The 15,487-nt window shown below is 68.6% G+C and carries 15 protein-coding genes; 8 read left to right on the forward strand and 7 right to left on the reverse strand.

The window, feature by feature from the left end; translation table 11 throughout:
- Positions 1-35: 35 nt before the first annotated feature.
- Positions 36-1,001 carry an aldo/keto reductase gene (locus J2X52_RS00685; protein WP_310147418.1) on the reverse strand — a complete coding sequence of 322 codons (966 nt, stop codon included), beginning with the start codon at positions 999-1,001 and terminating at the stop codon, positions 36-38.
- 180 nt (positions 1,002-1,181) lie between these two features.
- On the opposite strand from J2X52_RS00685, the gene J2X52_RS00690 reads away from it, so the two are divergent.
- From J2X52_RS00690 to J2X52_RS00700, 3 genes are all read left to right on the forward strand, one after another.
- Positions 1,182-2,036, forward strand: coding sequence for a methyltransferase (locus J2X52_RS00690; RefSeq protein ID WP_310147420.1), 855 nt, complete (start codon positions 1,182-1,184; stop codon positions 2,034-2,036).
- Positions 2,037-2,243: 207 nt separating this feature from the next.
- Positions 2,244-2,813, forward strand: a complete 570-nt coding sequence (locus J2X52_RS00695; protein ID WP_310147421.1) for a pseudouridine synthase — start codon at positions 2,244-2,246, stop codon at positions 2,811-2,813.
- An 83-nt stretch (positions 2,814-2,896) separates the two neighbouring features.
- Complete coding sequence (locus tag J2X52_RS00700) at positions 2,897-4,036, forward strand: HAMP domain-containing sensor histidine kinase (protein ID WP_310147423.1); 1,140 nt, start codon at positions 2,897-2,899, stop codon at positions 4,034-4,036.
- Between the two features lie 274 nt (positions 4,037-4,310).
- Here J2X52_RS00700 and J2X52_RS00705 read toward each other — a convergent pair whose 3' ends face one another.
- Both J2X52_RS00705 and hrpB read right to left on the reverse strand, forming a co-directional pair.
- Positions 4,311-4,664, reverse strand: a complete 354-nt coding sequence (locus J2X52_RS00705) for a hypothetical protein (protein WP_310147425.1) — start codon at positions 4,662-4,664, stop codon at positions 4,311-4,313.
- A gap of 175 nt (positions 4,665-4,839) precedes the next feature.
- Entirely contained in the window at positions 4,840-7,392 is a 2,553-nt protein-coding gene (gene hrpB, locus J2X52_RS00710; protein ID WP_310147426.1) for an ATP-dependent helicase HrpB, read from the reverse strand.
- Between the two features lie 91 nt (positions 7,393-7,483).
- Here hrpB and J2X52_RS00715 point away from each other — a divergent pair, with 91 nt between their 5' ends.
- Both J2X52_RS00715 and J2X52_RS00720 read left to right on the forward strand, forming a co-directional pair.
- The gene (locus J2X52_RS00715) at positions 7,484-9,259 is read left to right on the forward strand and encodes an endonuclease (RefSeq protein WP_310147428.1); all 1,776 of its coding nucleotides are present in this window, start codon (positions 7,484-7,486) and stop codon (positions 9,257-9,259) included.
- A gap of 91 nt (positions 9,260-9,350) precedes the next feature.
- Complete coding sequence (locus J2X52_RS00720; protein WP_310147430.1) at positions 9,351-10,154, forward strand: TatD family hydrolase; 804 nt, start codon at positions 9,351-9,353, stop codon at positions 10,152-10,154.
- Between the two features lie 3 nt (positions 10,155-10,157).
- Here the strand turns inward: J2X52_RS00720 and J2X52_RS00725 are convergent, their stop codons facing one another.
- From J2X52_RS00725 to J2X52_RS00740, 4 genes are all read right to left on the reverse strand, one after another.
- Positions 10,158-10,952, reverse strand: coding sequence for an undecaprenyl-diphosphate phosphatase (locus tag J2X52_RS00725; RefSeq protein WP_310147431.1), 795 nt, complete (start codon positions 10,950-10,952; stop codon positions 10,158-10,160).
- A gap of 81 nt (positions 10,953-11,033) precedes the next feature.
- Positions 11,034-11,684: a hypothetical protein gene (locus J2X52_RS00730; RefSeq protein WP_310147433.1), complete on the reverse strand. Its 651-nt coding sequence runs from the start codon at positions 11,682-11,684 to the stop codon at positions 11,034-11,036.
- A gap of 34 nt (positions 11,685-11,718) precedes the next feature.
- Positions 11,719-12,378 carry an orotate phosphoribosyltransferase gene (pyrE, locus tag J2X52_RS00735; RefSeq protein ID WP_310147435.1) on the reverse strand — a complete coding sequence of 220 codons (660 nt, stop codon included), beginning with the start codon at positions 12,376-12,378 and terminating at the stop codon, positions 11,719-11,721.
- Positions 12,375-12,887: a GNAT family N-acetyltransferase gene (locus J2X52_RS00740; RefSeq protein WP_310147438.1), complete on the reverse strand. Its 513-nt coding sequence runs from the start codon at positions 12,885-12,887 to the stop codon at positions 12,375-12,377. Before J2X52_RS00740 ends, pyrE begins: the two co-directional genes overlap by 4 nt.
- A gap of 83 nt (positions 12,888-12,970) precedes the next feature.
- Between J2X52_RS00740 and J2X52_RS00745 the strand changes: the two genes are divergently transcribed.
- The 3 genes from J2X52_RS00745 to J2X52_RS00755 are packed head-to-tail and all read left to right on the forward strand — an operon-like array spanning position 12,971 to position 15,383.
- Entirely contained in the window at positions 12,971-13,789 is an 819-nt protein-coding gene (locus J2X52_RS00745) for an exodeoxyribonuclease III (RefSeq protein ID WP_310147440.1), read from the forward strand.
- Positions 13,786-15,120 carry an MFS transporter gene (locus J2X52_RS00750; RefSeq protein ID WP_310147442.1) on the forward strand — a complete coding sequence of 445 codons (1,335 nt, stop codon included), beginning with the start codon at positions 13,786-13,788 and terminating at the stop codon, positions 15,118-15,120. The genes J2X52_RS00745 and J2X52_RS00750 overlap by 4 nt, the downstream gene beginning before the upstream one ends.
- On the forward strand, positions 15,117-15,383 hold the full coding sequence (locus J2X52_RS00755; protein WP_310147444.1) for a hypothetical protein: 267 nt from the start codon (positions 15,117-15,119) through the stop codon (positions 15,381-15,383). Before J2X52_RS00750 ends, J2X52_RS00755 begins: the two co-directional genes overlap by 4 nt.
- Positions 15,384-15,487: the final 104 nt, after the last annotated feature.

The raw sequence follows: 15,487 nt of genomic DNA on the forward strand, positions 1-15,487 counted from the left end.
GCACCCTTCATACCGCACCCCACCGTGCGACACCGTCAATCCGGCGCAGCTTCCCCGCGGCTGGCGTTGTCGAGCACGGCGATGTCGGCCTTCGACAGCAGCAGCGTGCGTGCCGCGGCCAGTTCCCGCAGTTGGACGATGCTGGTCGCGCTGACGATCGGCGCGGTCACGCCGGGCCGCGCGATCAACCACGCCAAGGCGACCTGGGCCACGGTGGCCGCGTGCCTGCATGCGACATCGTCGAGCGCGGCGAGGATGCGCTTGCCGCGCGGATTGAGATAACGCCCGACCACCTGCGCACCGCGCGCGGAACTCTTCGCAGCATCTGCCTCGCTGCGGTACTTCCCGCTGAGGAAACCGCTCGCCAGCGCGTAGTAGCCGATCACGCCAATCCCGTGCTCGCGCACCAGCGGTTCCAGCGCGGCTTCGTAACCGGCGCGGTCGACGAGGTTGTACTCGGGCTGCAGCGTTTCGTAGCGCGGCAGGTGGTGGCGCCTGGAGACGTCCAGCGCTTCGGCCAGTCGCGGTGCGGTGTAGTTGGATGCACCGATCGCGCGCACCTTGCCCTGTTCGATCAGGCGCGAGAACGCGCCCAGCGTGTCCTCCAGCGGCACCGTCGGATCGTCCTCATGTGCCTGGTAGAGATCGATGACATCGGTCTGCAGGCGGCGCAGGGAGTCCTCGCACGCGGCCTGGATGTTGGCCGGCGACAGTCCCTTGCGCTGGGTCCACTTGGCGACCTTGGTGGCGATCACCACGCGGTCGCGTTTGCCGGTCTTCTGTAACCACTGGCCGATGAGCGTTTCCGACTCGCCGCCCTTATTGCCGTCGACCCAGGCCGAGTAGGCATCCGCGGTGTCGACGAGATTGAGCCCCAGCGCGACGCATTCGTCGAGCAGCGCATGCGTCGTCGCCGCGTCGGTGCTCCAGCCGAAGACGTTGCCTCCGAACGCCAGTGGCGAGACCTTGAGTCCCGAGCGTCCGAGTTCGCGTTCCGACATGTGCCGCTCCGTACATTAAAGAATGGCCCCAGCATAGGCAGGCGTTCCGCGCGCACGACACCACCGAGCGCGCAAAGCTGTGTTCCGGCGTCCCCGCCTCACGCACAGCGCGACGGACGGCAACGTTCGCCACGCCGCTTGTGGCACCCTTGCGCCACATCCGCGTCCGGAGTTCCGCCCATGCAACGCAGCTTGTCGTTCTGCGCCGTCGCCCTGATCGCCCTTGCCGGTTGCGCCAGTGCGCCGCAGGTGCCTGCCGATTCGGCCGCCGATCTCGATTCCAACAATGTCGCCCGCCTCGATGCCGCACTCGCCGGTGACTGGCGCAGCGCCGAGAACCGTGCGCGTGACCGGTATCGCCATCCGCGCGAAACGCTGGCCTTCTTCGGCGTGCGCCCGGAACAGACCGTCATCGAAGTCACACCTGGCAGCGGCGCCTGGTACGCCGAAGTGCTGGCGCCGTATCTGCGCGACAACGGGCGTTACATCGCCGCGATGGTCGATCCGGCGAGCGTCGCCGAAGGCCGTGGCCGCGATTACCAGACCAGCCAGCGCGACGGCCTGCAGGCGCGCTTCGACGCGGCGCCCATGCAGTTCGACCGCGCGCGCATGGTGGCATTCGATCCCACCGCGCCGCGCTTCGGACCGTCGAACTCCGCAGATGTCGTGCTGACGTTCCGCAACGTGCACAACTGGCGCATGTCTGGCCAAGCCGAGGCAATGTTCAAGGGTTTCTACGACGTGCTGCGCCCGGGCGGCGTACTCGGCGTGGTCGAGCATCGCGCGAAGGCCGATGTCCCCGCGGACGACCGCAGCGGCTACGTCGGCACCTCGCAAGTCATCGCGCTGGCGCAGGCGGCGGGTTTCCGCGTCGACGGCAGCAGCGAGGTCAACGCGAATCCGAAGGACACCCGCGACCATCCCAACGGCGTGTGGATGCTGCCGCCGTCGAACCGACACGATGCCGCGGACGCGGCGAAGTACACGGACATCGGCGAAAGCGACCGGATGACACTGCGGTTTGTAAAGCCCTGAGATGCGGTGATTAGTTGATTCGTGATTGGTGATTCGTGAGAGCCGGTCTTCTGCGGCCGTTTGCGCTTATCGCCAGTCCGAAGCGTGTCCTCACAGATCCAGAGGACGAAGAAGGTGGCGGCTCACCCGCTTTTTCGAATCACCGCTTTCAACGGACGAATGTCGGGTCATCACCAATCACCAATCACCAATCACCAATCACGTTCCATGCTCGTCGCCTTCAACAAGCCCTACGGCGTGCTCTGCCAGTTCACCGACCGCAGTACGCCGCCGCGTCCCACGCTGGCCGGGTTCGGCCTACCGGCCGGCGTGTATGCCGCCGGCCGTCTCGATCACGACAGCGAGGGCCTGCTGCTGCTGACCGACGACGGCACGCTGGCGCATCGCATCACCGATCCACGCCACAAGCTGCCCAAGACCTACCGGGTCCAGGTGGAAGGCGCGCCGTCGCCGGACCAACTGCAGGCGCTGCGCGATGGTGTGGCGCTCAACGATGGACCCACGCGCCCGGCACAGGTGGCCCTGCTCGATCCGCCCCCCGCACTGTGGCCGCGCGATCCGCCCGTGCGCTTTCGCAAGACCGTGCCCGACGCCTGGCTCGAACTGGTGATCCACGAGGGTCGCAACCGCCAGGTGCGACGCATGACCGCCGCGGTCGGCCTGCCGACACTGCGCTTGGTCCGGGTAGCGATCGGTGGCTGGATGCTGGGCGATCTTGTCCCCGGCACGTGGCGGGGCGTCGACCCGGTCGAGCAGGCCGCGCGCATCCGCGGTTGACCGGTTTCTGGTAACGTGCCGGGCGGACAGCGTAGGTCTGTCGCGCCCTGCCCATCCCCCTGTTCGGGCCTTCCCGGAACCTCATGCCGAACTCTGCAAACGCCAGCGGTCGCATCCTCGTCGTCGATGACCAGCCTGCGAACCTGCGCGTCGTCAGTTCGCTGCTGAGCCGTCACGGCTACGAAGTGCAGACCGCGCCGGACGGCGCAGAGGCGCTGGCGATGCTCGAAACGCGCCAGCCGGACCTGCTGCTGCTCGACATGCTGATGCCGAACATGGATGGCTTCGCGCTGCTGGCGGAGATCAAGCAGAATCCGGACCTGTTGCGCCTGCCGGTCGTGTTTCTCACCGTGGCCCAGGACCGCGAACTGCTGCTGCGCGCCTTCGACGCCGGCGCAGTCGACTACGTCACCAAGCCCTTCATGCCCGAAGAGCTGCTCGCGCGCGTCAACGCGCACGTCGGCCTCAAGCAGACCCGCGACCGCCTCGAGCGCATCGCGCGCGAGCGCCAGGAGCTGGTGAACCTGGTCGCCCATGACCTGAAGAATCCGCTGTCGAGCATCTGGTTCGCCAGCGACATGCTGGTCAAGAACGAGACCAAGCCCGAGCGCATTCCGCGCTACCACAAGATGATCCACGAGAGCGCGGAAGACGCGCTGGGCTACATCCGTCGCTACCTGGAAACCCAGGACACCTCGCGCAAGGCCGCAGAGGCCACGCAGGTCACGGGCCTGCGGGATGTGCTGGACTGGATCATCGCGCGCTACGCCATGCAGTTCGAGGACCGGGGCGTGCAGCTGCACGCACGTGCGCCCGACGCGGCGCCGATGGTCGCCATCGACGGCCTGGTGCTGCGCCAGGTCGCCGAGAACCTGATCACCAACGCGATCAAGTACGCGCCCGACAGCAATGTCGACATCTCGCTGCGTGGCGGCGGTGTGGGCTTCTGGCAGTTGCTGGTCGAAGACCGCGGCCCCGGCATCGCCCGCGACCAGCAACACGCCCTGTTCCGTCCGTTCCAGCGGCTGGCGCACGCCGGCAATGACGACGGACGCTCCAGCGGTCTGGGGCTGTCGCTGGCCAAACAGATCATCGTCGATCTCGGTGGCCAGCTCTGGTACGAGGACCGCGAAGGCGGTGGTGCCCGGTTCGTCATCGAGCTACCGGAAATCCCGGTCGACGCCGAGAGCGCGGCGGTACGCGAGGCATCGTCCGGCAGCTGACGGCATTGCCGTCGCGTCGCGTTGCGACGCATGCGCGGGCAGTCGCCTGCGCCCAAAACCCCGGATGCACCGAGCAGGTCCCGACGCGGTCCGCAGGCGTCAGTCGGCAACCTCAATCCAGGGCCAGACCCGGCAAGCGTGGCACCCGGCCGATGTCTCTGCTTTTCCGGCAGGGACGCGCCGTCCGTCGCCCACTAAAAAACGCGGACCTTGCGGCCCGCGTCCGGTCGACCTGCGCCTGGCCGCTTGGCCAGAGCGCGGGGGATCCTGTGACTCAATCGTTGCTGTTCGCGGCTGCGGCGCCGCGACGCGTACCGCGCTTGCGCGCAGGTCCGCGGGTCGGCTCGATGCGGCGCGAGCTGCCTTCGACCGCGCCACCTTCCTTACGCTTCTTGTACTGGCGGGCCGCGACCCAGACCAGGCCAGCGCCGATCACCGACGCGGCGAGGATGGCCGGATTGCGGCGCAGGAAGCCGCCTGCCAGCTTGGTGCCGGTGCGGGCGGCGCCGATGGCGACACCGGTCTGCAGCCACTTCTCGGCGGAATCGGGAATCGCATGACGCAGACTGTCGCCTGCCTGGCCGACCAGCGACAGTGCCTTGTCGGACAACGCTTCGAACTTGCTCATGGAATGACCTCGGATGTCCGATGTGGGAGCACGAGTCTTCGTTACCGGCTGTCGAACTGGCGTGAGCACTGTGCGGCCCAGTGCCGCCTGTTGTGCTGACGTTCGGCAAACCAGGCCGTGGCGATGCCGCTGCGGCGGTGGCGTGTCGACTGATGCGGACCCGGATCGATGCGCTTCAGGTACCGCGCGGTTTCGCGCGATGCGTCGCCGGCGCGTTCCAGGGGTCTTCGGGCCAGGGATGCTTCGGATACCGCCCCTTCATTTCCTTGCGCACTTCGGGATACGTGCGTTCCCAGAAGCCGGCAAGGTCGCGGGTGACCTGCAGCGGGCGACCGGCGGGCGACAGCAGGTGGATCGTCAGCGGGACACGGCCGTCGGCGACGGTCGGCGTCTTGGCCAGGCCGAACAGTTCCTGCAGCTTGACCGCGAGCACCGGCGGCGCGGGCGTGCCGTCGGCCTCGATCGCGTAGTCGATCGCGCGCGCCATGCCCGATGGCACGGTGATGCGCACCGGCGCCAGACGGTCGAGCTGCTGGCGCAGGGACCAGTCCAGCTGGTTCTGCAGCGCATCGGCCAGTGCATCCGCGCCGAGTGCGTCGAGCCGGGTGATGCCGGCGAACGCGGGTCGCAACCATTCATCGCGCGTCGCCAACAGCGCGGCGTCCGAGAGATCCGGCAGGGCGAGTTCGGGCATCCACGCGCGCATCGCCTGCACGCGCGCCTGCCATTGGCGCAGGCCGTCGCGCCACGGCAGCACATCGAGGCCCAACGCGCCGACGGCATCGCTCAGCGCCTGCGCGGCCTGCGCCGGATCGACGCGGCCATTGGCGCGCGCATCGAGCACGATGCCGTCGAAACGACGCACGCGCTCGCCGACCAGCGCGCGACGCTCGGCATCCCAGCGTGTCTCGTCGGCATCGGTGAAGCGTTCGGGCCATTGCCGCCGCAGCCGTACCTCGTCGATAGGCGCGCCACGCAGCAGCAGTGAGTCCTTGGTCTCGTGGCGCAGTTCGCTGGCGACGATCCATGTTTCGCCGCGCAGCGTGCTGTCGTCGAACAGCCGCGCCATGCGGCCGTTGCTGAGCGTGTAGCGCGCATCGTCGCGCGCGTGGCGAAAGCCGATGCGATCCGGGAACGCGTGGCCGAGGAGATCCCCGAGCACGTGCGCCGGTGCAGATGACGGCGGCGCGGCGTCGAGCTTCAGACGTCGCCGCCATTGTTTCGCGGCCGCATCGATCGCGGCGAGTGCGCCGCGCTGCGCATCGGCCGGCGTACGTCCACTGCGGAATGCGGCCAGCGCCTGCCGGCGCACGGCCACGCCGTCCGAACGCGGCGCGCCCGGCAACGGCCGCAGCGGATCGCGCGCTTCCAGCAGCGCACACAGATCGCAGGCCAGCGCACGTTCGTCGGCATCCGCGCCGGCCAGCAGCATTGCCGCGAGACGTGGATGGGTCCCGAGCGCGAGCATGCGACGCCCGGTCTGGGTGATCGCACCCCGCGTATCCAGCGCATCGAGGCGTTGCAGCAGATCGTGCGCGGCGCCCATCGCACCGGCCGGCGGCGCGTCCGGAAACGCGAGTGATGGATCGCCCCAGGCGGCGAGTTCGAGGGCGAGTGCGGCCAGATCAACCTGCGCGATCTCCGGCCGCCGCTGCGGTTCGAGCCGCTGCGATTCCGGCCACAGGCGCAGCGCAACCCCCGAGGCGACGCGCCCCGCGCGGCCCGCGCGCTGATCGGCCGAGGCCTGCGAGATGGACACGATCTCCAGCCGCGAGAAGCCACTGTTGGGATCGAAACGCGGCTCGCGCGCCTGACCGCTGTCGACAACGATGCGCACGCCCGGCAGCGTCACGCTGCTCTCGGCGACGTTGGTCGCCAGCACCACACGGCGCCGGCCATCGGTGGATGGCTGCAGCACATGCGTCTGCGCGTCGACCGGCAGTTCGCCATGCAGCGCCAGCAGCTCGACATCGGCGGACAACGCGGCTTCGAGCTGGGCACGACAGCGCGCGATCTCGCGCTGGCCGGGCAGGAACACCAGCGCATCGCCGGGCTGCGTTGCCAATGCGTCGACGAGCACGCGACGCACCTGGTGCTCGAGCGCCTCGTCCCGCTTCGGCGGTACATGCGACACGTCGACCGGAAAACTGCGGCCCGCGCTCGACAGCCGCGGCGCGTCGAGCCACGTCGCGATGCGCGCGCCGTCGAGCGTCGCCGACATCACCACCAGGCGCAGGTCTTCGCGCAGACCCGTCTGCACGTCGCGCGCGAGTGCGAGGCCGAGATCGCCGGCGAGATGGCGCTCGTGGAATTCGTCGAACAGCAGCGCGCCGACGTCGCCGAGCTCCGGATCGTCCTGCAGCATCCGCGTCAGAATGCCTTCGGTGACGACCTCGATCCGCGTGCGCGCACTGACGCGCTGCTCAAAGCGGATGCGATAGCCGATGAGGCCGCCAACGTCGTCGCCGAGCTGGCGCGCCATGAACGTCGCCGCAGAACGCGCGGCGACGCGTCGCGGTTCCAGCATCACGATCTTCTTCCCGGCCAGCCAATCCGCGTCGCGCAGCGCCAGTGGCACCTGCGTGGTCTTGCCCGCGCCCGGCGGTGCTTCGAGCACCAGGCGCGGATGCGCGGCGAGGCTGGAGACGATCTCCGGCAACAACGACGTGATGGGAAAGACGGGAGCGGCGGCGTGCGTCACGGCGCACAGGCTAACGACGTCACGCATCGGCGTCGATGCGCGCAGGCAAGGGTTTGCCCCGGTATCGACTGTCATCGGCGCACGCCAGACTCGCCAGGTCCCCGTCATCGGATGTCCCATGCACGCTCGCCTGCGCCGTCTTCCGCAACTCCTGCTGCTCTGCGGCCTGTCCGCGACCGCGCCTGCCGCGTTCGCCGAGGTGTTCATCAACGAGCTGCATTACGACAATGCGGGCGCGGATGTCGGCGAGGCGGTGGAGATCGTCGCGACCGCGGGCGAAAACCTGTCGGGTTATCGCGTGTGGCTCTACAACGGCAGCAACGCGCCGAACGCGGCGACGACCTACGGCAGTGCCGCGGTGCCGGCTGCGCAGACGCGCAGCTGTGGCGCGAGCGTCGGCATCGCCACCGTCACCTGGCCGCGCGACGGTCTGCAGAACGGATCCAACGACGGCATCGCACTGGTCGATGGCGCCGGCACCGTTGTGCAGTTCATCAGCTACGAGGGCACGATCGTCGCCGGCAACGGCCCGGCCGCTGGACTGAGCAGCCAGAACCTGCCGGTGGCGGAAAGCGCGACCGCGCCCGTCGGGGCGTCGCTGCAACTGACCGGCAACGGCAGCACCGCCGCCGACTTCGACTGGGCACCGCCATCGACGCAGACCTTCGGCGCCTGCAACACCGGCCAGACCTTCGGTGGCAGTGGCGGCGGCGGCGATACCACGCCGCCGTCGATCATCGCGACCACGCCCGTCGGCGGCGCGTCCGACTTCCCCGCTGCCGGCGACCTCTCGGTGACGTTCAGCGAGCCGGTCACCCTCGCCAGCGGCGCATTCGCGCTGCAGTGCGCGACCTCGGGCGCGGTGACGCTGTCCCATCCGAATGCCGGCACCACCTTCGCGATCGGCACCGGCACCGCGCTGTACGGCGGTGAGGCCTGCACGCTGACGGTCCACGCGAACGCGGTCACCGATGCCGCGGGTCTGTCGCCGGCCGCGAACACCGTCATCCCGTTCAACGTGGCCAGCAGCGGTAGCGGTGGCGACAGCGGCGACTACTACGCACGCGTGAACACCAGCAGCCCTGGCCAGCTGCGCTGCTCGCTGCACGCGACGATCCGCGGCCACACGTCCTATCCCTACAGCGGCGGCACGACGAACACCTGGACGATCCTCGAGATCGCCGACGAGGATCCGGCCGACAGCGGCAAGATTCTCGACGTCTACCGCAACCGCAGCTACACGAAGGGCAGCGGCCGCGCGGGCACCGGCAGCGGGCTGACCTACAACCGCGAACACACCTGGCCCAAGTCGCTCGGCTTCCCCTCGGCCAGCGGCGACAAGGGCCTGCCGAACGCGCCGCACACTGACGCGCACATGCTCTATCTCAGCGACACCGACCACAACTCGGCGCGCGGCAACAAACCGCTGGCCGACTGCACGGCCTCGGCCAACTGCAGCGAACGCGTGACCGAAGCGAACCAGGGCGTCGGCGGTGGGACCGGCCTGTTCCCGGGGAATTCCAACTGGACCAATGCCAGCGGCTTCCAGGTCTGGGGCCATCGCAAGGGCGACATCGCCCGCGCGGTGCTGTACATGGCGATCCGCTACGAAGGCGGCGCGCATCCAACGACCGGTCAGGGCGAGCCGGACCTCGAACTGACCGACGACCGCAGCCGCATCGTGTCGACCTCGGCATCGCCGGCCTACATGGGCCTGCTGTCGACGCTGCTGGCCTGGCACCAGACCGACCCGCCGGACGCCGGCGAGCGCGAGCGCAACGAGGTGGTCTACAGCTTCCAGGGCAACCGCAATCCCTTCATCGACCAGCCGCAATGGGCCACGCGCGCGCTGTTCGAGAGCACGACGCCGGCGAGTTGCCAGTTGTTGGATTGAGGCAGTGGCAAAGCGCCTTCCCCCGTGAGCGGGGGAGGGCTTCAAAGTCCGCCGTCTACAATGCACGCCCCCACGCTCCCCGTAAGCCGCCATGCAGCTGATCGACATCGGCGCCAACCTCACCCACGACAGCTTCGATCACGATCGCGACGCGGTGCTGCAGCGCGCGCGGGACGCGGGTGTGACGCGCATGGTGATTACTGGCGCGAGCCGCGAGCATTCGCCCAAGGCGCTCGAACTCGCGCAGGCGCATCCGGGTTTTCTGTACGCGACCGCGGGCGTACATCCGCATCACGCGGTCGAGTACACCGCGGAATGCGATACGGAAATGCGTGCCCTGCTCGCGCATCCGGAAGTCGTCGCGGTCGGCGAGTGCGGTCTGGACTATTTCCGCGATTTCTCGCCGCGTCCGGCGCAGCGCAAGGCCTTCGAGCGGCAGCTGCAGATCGCTGTCGACCTCGCTGCGAAGGGCATGGGCAAGCCGCTGTTCCTGCACCAGCGCGATGCGCACGACGACTTCGTCGCGATCATGCGCGAGTTCGAGGGCCAGATCGGGCCGGCGGTCGTGCACTGCTTCACCGCCGGCAAGCGCGAGCTGTTCGAGTGCCTCGACCGCGACTGGCACATCGGCATCACCGGCTGGCTGTGCGACGAACGTCGCGGCCAGCATCTGCGCGAACTGGTGCCCAACATCCCGGCCAACCGCTTGATGGTCGAAACCGATGCGCCCTACCTGCTGCCGCGCACGCTCAAGCCGCTGCCCAAGGACCGTCGCAACGAACCGGCGTTCCTGCCGCACATCGTCGAAGAACTCGCACGCGATCGCGGTGAGGATGTCGCGGTCACCGCAGACGCCACAACCGCAACGGCGGCAGCGTTCTTCCGGCTGCCGTAAGACTCAGAAGCCCGAAGGCATCAACAGCAGCAGGCCCGCGCCCAGCGCGATGCGGTAGATCGCGAATCCGGTGAAGCGGTGGCGTTTGATGTAGCCGAGCAGCCACTTCACCACGATGAAGCCGGTGACCATCGCCGCGACGAATGCGATCGCGACATCACCCCAGGCTTCCTCGCCCAGGCCCTGGTCCATCCACAGTTCGAGGAACGCGTAGGCACTGGCGGCGAACATCGTCGGGATGCCGACCAGGAACGCGAACTCGGCCGCGGCCGAGCGCCGGCTCAGGCCCAGCAGCATCGCCAAGAAGATCGTCGTCGCCGAACGCGAGGTGCCGGGGAACACGCCGGCCACCACCTGCGCCAGACCGACCGCGACCGCCACCGTCCACGTTACGTGCGTGTTGTCACCGCGTTTTTCGGCGAAGTACTCGGCCACCAGCATCCAGATGCCGCCGATGATCAGCGCCCAGGCGACCGGGGTGACGGTCTCGGGCAACTCCCAGCCGGCCATGCGCACCGGCAGGCCGACCAGCGCGGTGACCAGGAAGGCGACCGCGATCTTCATCGAATAGTCGCGGTGCTCGCGGTTGCCGAGCCCGGTTGTCAGTTGCCAGATGCGCTGGCGGAACACCAGCAGCGTCGCGAGGATCGCGCCGGCCTGGATGACGATGTTGAAGAAGTCCGAGCGCGCGCCCAGCCAGTGCTGGGCGATCAGCAGGTGGCCGGTGCTGGAGACGGGCAGGAATTCGGTGAGCCCCTCGATGATGCCGAGGAGCAGTGCGGAGATCGGATCGGACACGGCGTTTTTGCTGCGCGGGGGGCAAGCCCGCGAGGATACCGGTCGTCGGCGCCCGCGCGAACCCGCGCAGGGGTATCGCGGTCAGTCGCGCGCGGTGGCCGCGGTCTGCTTGAGTTCGCGGTAGCGGACCAGCGCCGCCTGCAGGTCGCCGCCCAGCGCGGCCTGTTCGACCAGTTGCTGGTCGAGGATCGCCATCTGCCGCTGCAGGTCGGAATGCTGGCTGCGGATGCTGTCGGCCAGCGGTTTGGCGACGGGCTGGCCGGCCAGTTCACGCTCGCCGGCCTGGCGCAGCAGCGACAGCAGGCTGTTGCGCAGGTTGTCGACGCCCATGCGCGAGGTCTTGAGCGCTTCATCCACCAGCACGATGCGTTCGCCGTAGGCGCGGCGCAGGTCGGCTTCGGTTGCATAGGACTCGACCATCGCCAGCTCCTGGCGCTGGCGCAGCGCGGCGGCTTCGGCCTCGAGCTTCACCTGCTGGGCGGCGGCGGCCGCTTCGCGGCGCTCCTCGGCGGTCAGCGCGCGGCTCACGTGCGCCGTGGCCATGCCGCTGCGGGCGTTGATTTCGGTGCGCTCGGCGTCCACCGCCGACGCGGGCAGCGCATCGCCACAGACGCGGCGGCCGCCCTCGTTCCAGCAGTAGACCTTGCGGTCGGCGCTGGGCTTCTGCGCCAGCGCGCCGGTGGCGATGCAGGCCAGCAGCAGGCCGCCCATCAGTCGGATCGAAAGGTGCATGTCGTCCGTCCCCCTGACGGCCCCAAGCGTGGAATCAGCGTGCGGGTTCGCTGCCATGGCGTGCACGATAGGCGAGCAGCCGCTCGCGTTCTGCCGCCAGTGTCGCGCTCTGCCCGACAAATGCAAGCAGGTCGGACAGTCCGGCGATGGCCACGACGGGCACGTCCTGCTCGCGCGCGACGCGCTGCGCGGCGGACTCGCGGCTGTCTTCGCCCACGCGTTCCTGACGATCGAGCGCGATGACGATGCCGGCGACCATGCCGCCACCGTCGGCGATCTGCCCCAGCGCTTCGCGGATCGCGGTGCCGGCGGTGATCACGTCGTCGACGATCAACACCCGGCGTCCGGCCAGCGGCGCGCCGATCAGCAGGCCGCCCTCGCCATGCGCCTTGGCTTCCTTGCGGTTGAACGCGACCGGCAGATCGCGGCCACGGCGCGCGTATTCGCAGGCCAGCGCCGTCGCCAGCGGAATGCCTTTGTAGGCCGGGCCGAACAGCAGGTCGAACTCGACTCCGGCCGCGTCCAGCGCATCGGCATAGCAGCCGGCCAGCGTGGCGATGGCGACACCGGAATCGAAACGCCCGGCATTGAAGAAATACGGACTGACGCGGCCGGACTTCAGCGTGAACTCGCCGAAGCGCAGTGCGTCGGCCTCGAGGGCGAGCTGCAGGAAACGGGTGCGATGGTCGGTCATGGCGTCCATTGTCCCACGCCGAGTGCGCGCAGCATCAGGTGCTGCGGCCCGCCGCGGCCGCCATGCATGCGCTCGCCGCTGTCGACGAAGCCGGCGCGCCGGTAGAGCTGCAGCGCGATGGTGTTGGCGGCATGCACGTTCAGCGCCAGCAGCACGCGTTCGGGATGTCGCAGGGCCAGGTCCGCGCAGCAGGCTGCGAGCGTCGGCAGGCCGAGTCCACGGCCCTGCCAGGCCACGTCCAGTGCGAACGCCCGCAGCGTCGCAGTGCGCCGGTCCACGCTCTGCTTGCCGAAGGTCGCGGTCGGGTAATCGAGGCGATAGAAGCCGATGACGACCTCGCCCAGCAGTACCACCATCGCGTCGCTATCCGGGGCGGCCATCGCGTTGTCGACGGCGAAGACGATGTCGCCTGCGTAGATCGTCTGCGTCGCGGTGAGCGCCAGACAGCGCGCGGCCTCGGCCTGTGCGGTCGACGCCAATACAACGCAAGGCAGCAGAGCCGACGACATGCGCGGAGGATACGCGCCGCGGAGGCCGGAAGCGCGGCGCGAATCCGGTAGGCTTGGCGCCGGTACACGTGGATCCGGTCTGCATGAAAATCGTCAGCTTCAACGCCAACGGCGTGCGCTCCGCCGCGAAAAAAGGCTTCTTCGACTGGTTCGTGGCGCAGGACGCCGACGTGCTGTGCATGCAGGAAACCAAGGCGCAGGAACACCAACTGCTGGGCGAATCCGGCCTGCATGCCGACTTCCTGCCCGCTGGCTACAAGGCCTGGTTCCGCGACGCTTCGACCAAGAAGGGCTACAGCGGCGTGGCCATCTACGCGCGCCAGGAGCCCGACGAGATCCGCACGTCGCTCGGCTGGGCACCGTTCGACGAGGAAGGCCGCTACATCGAGGCGCGTTTCGGCAATCTGAGCGTCGTGTCGTTCTACATCCCGTCCGGCTCGTCGGGCGAGCTGCGCCAGGGCTTCAAGTTCGAGGTCATGGACTGGCTGAAACCCATCCTCGACGCATGGCTGGCCAGTGGTCGCGACTACGTACTGTGTGGCGACTGGAACATCGTGCGCGCGCGCAGCGACATCAAGAACTGGACCAGCAACCAGAAGAACTCCGGCTGCACGCCGCCCGAGCGCGCCTGGCTCAACGGCATGATCGGCGATGCCTGCGGCGATGGCCTGGTCGAGCCGCCCGCAACCGGCTGGCTCGATGCGCTGCGCGTGCTGCGCCCGGATGCGCCCGAATACACCTGGTGGAGCAACCGCGGCGCCGCGCGCGCCAACAACGTCGGTTGGCGGATCGACTACCAGTTCATCACCCCGTCGCTGCGTGACCGCGTGCGCTCGGTTGCCGTCCATCCCGAGCCACGCTTCTCCGATCACGCCCCGCTGGTCGTGGACTACCGCGCGTGAGCACGTCTGCGGGCGCTGCCGATGCGCCGACGTCGTACAAGGGCTGGCGTGGCATCCGCCGCGCGTTCGCCACCCCGTCCGCGGTGACGATGCTGTTTCTCGGATTCGGCAGTGGTCTGCCGTTTCTGCTGATCGCCTCGCAGACTCTGTCGACCCGCCTGCGCGATGTGGGGCTGGATCTGGGCAGCATCGGCCTGATCAGCCTGGCGAGCTTCTTCTACCTGCTGAAGTTCCTGTGGGCGCCGCTGATCGACCGGTATGCGTTTCCATTGACCGCCTTTCTCGGCCGACGCCGCTCCTGGCTGCTGGTCGCGCAGGTCGTGGTGTTGCTGGCGCTGGTGGCACTGGCCTTTACCCGGCCTGATCTCGGCGTGGGTCCTCTGGTCGGCTGGGTGCTGCTCGCTTCATTCGCGGGCGCGACTCAGGATTCGGTCGTCGATGCCTACCGGATCGAGGTGGCCCCGGCCAACGCGCAGGCCGCGCTCGCGGCGACGTACACGCTGGGCTATCGATTCGGACTGATCCTGGCCGGCGCGGGCGCGCTGTACCTCGCCGAGTATCGGGACTGGACCTGGGCCTATCTCGCCATGGCCTCTTTGATGCTGTTGCCGATCGCGACGACGCTGCTGTGCCGCGAGCCCGTCGCGCCGGAATCCACCGTGGTGCGGCGGATCGATTTCATCGGCGCGTTCTGGCAGCCGTTTTCGAGCTTCTTCACCGGCAACGGGGTGGCGCTGGGTTTGGCGCTGCTGTTGTTCGTCGGGCTATTCAAGTTTCCCGACCAGGTCATCGGCGTGATGTCGGGGCCGTTCTATCTCGACTCGGGCTATTCCAAGTCCGACATCGCGACGGTGTCCAAACTGTTCGGCGTGTGGATGGGGATCGCGGGCGCATTTGCCGGTGGTATCGCGGTCGCCGCGTTCGGGTTCCGTCGCATGCTACTGGTGGCGGCGATCGGCGTGGCGCTGTCGAATCTCGCGTTCCTGTTGATGGCGCAGTATCCGGCACAGATCTGGGCGTTCTACGCGGCGATCAGTGCCGACAACCTGTTCCAGGGCTTCGCCGGTGTCGTGCTGATCGCGTTCATGTCGTCGTTGACCGACCGCAATTTCACCGCCACCCAGTTCGCGCTCCTGGTGTCGCTGGCGAACCTGCCGGGCAAGTTCGCCGGCGGGGTGTCGGGCTATCTGGTGGAGGCGACGTCCTACAGCACGTTCTTCGTGCTCAGCGCCCTGACGGTTCTGCCAACCCTGCTCTTGCTTGCATGGCTGTGGCGGTTTATCAAGGAAGCCCCGCCGCAGGACGCGGCTGCCCGGACCGCGGCGACATGACCGACATCGTGCTCAAGGATCTCGACCCCGCGCTGCTCGAGCGCATCACGGCCTATGCGGACACGCAGGGCTGGGGCCAGGCACGCACGTTGCGGTTCCTGCTCGAGCAGGGTCTGCGGGCGAGCATCGGCGACGAGCGCGTGTCCCTGGACCCGGCCGAGGACGGCGTGCTGGCGGCGGCGATCGGCGCGCTGGAGCAGATCCCCGACGACACCTTCGCGCTGATCGGCCGTGGCCCGGCGCAGTCTGCCGCAGCAAGCTGAGCATCAGCTTTCTGTAGGCGCACGCTTGCGCGCGATGCCGCTGCCCCAGGGAGCGCCTCGCGCGCAGGCGCGCTACAGGTTCGTGGGCGCGGCGCCATCCGCAG

The organism is Luteimonas sp. 3794, from assembly GCF_031456825.1.
Classification (GTDB): domain Bacteria; phylum Pseudomonadota; class Gammaproteobacteria; order Xanthomonadales; family Xanthomonadaceae; genus Luteimonas.

Coding starts and splice junctions, on each gene's coding strand:
- J2X52_RS00685 (WP_310147418.1), bottom strand. CDS start 1,001: ATGTCGGAACGCGAACTCGGACGCTCGGGACTCAAGGTCTCGCCACTG.
- J2X52_RS00690 (WP_310147420.1), top strand. CDS start 1,182: ATGCAACGCAGCTTGTCGTTCTGCGCCGTCGCCCTGATCGCCCTTGCC.
- J2X52_RS00695 (WP_310147421.1), top strand. CDS start 2,244: ATGCTCGTCGCCTTCAACAAGCCCTACGGCGTGCTCTGCCAGTTCACC.
- J2X52_RS00700 (WP_310147423.1), top strand. CDS start 2,897: ATGCCGAACTCTGCAAACGCCAGCGGTCGCATCCTCGTCGTCGATGAC.
- J2X52_RS00705 (WP_310147425.1), bottom strand. CDS start 4,664: ATGAGCAAGTTCGAAGCGTTGTCCGACAAGGCACTGTCGCTGGTCGGC.
- hrpB (WP_310147426.1), bottom strand. CDS start 7,392: ATGCGTGACGTCGTTAGCCTGTGCGCCGTGACGCACGCCGCCGCTCCC.
- J2X52_RS00715 (WP_310147428.1), top strand. CDS start 7,484: ATGCACGCTCGCCTGCGCCGTCTTCCGCAACTCCTGCTGCTCTGCGGC.
- J2X52_RS00720 (WP_310147430.1), top strand. CDS start 9,351: ATGCAGCTGATCGACATCGGCGCCAACCTCACCCACGACAGCTTCGAT.
- J2X52_RS00730 (WP_310147433.1), bottom strand. CDS start 11,684: ATGCACCTTTCGATCCGACTGATGGGCGGCCTGCTGCTGGCCTGCATC.
- pyrE (WP_310147435.1), bottom strand. CDS start 12,378: ATGACCGACCATCGCACCCGTTTCCTGCAGCTCGCCCTCGAGGCCGAC.
- J2X52_RS00740 (WP_310147438.1), bottom strand. CDS start 12,887: ATGTCGTCGGCTCTGCTGCCTTGCGTTGTATTGGCGTCGACCGCACAG.
- J2X52_RS00745 (WP_310147440.1), top strand. CDS start 12,971: ATGAAAATCGTCAGCTTCAACGCCAACGGCGTGCGCTCCGCCGCGAAA.
- J2X52_RS00755 (WP_310147444.1), top strand. CDS start 15,117: ATGACCGACATCGTGCTCAAGGATCTCGACCCCGCGCTGCTCGAGCGC.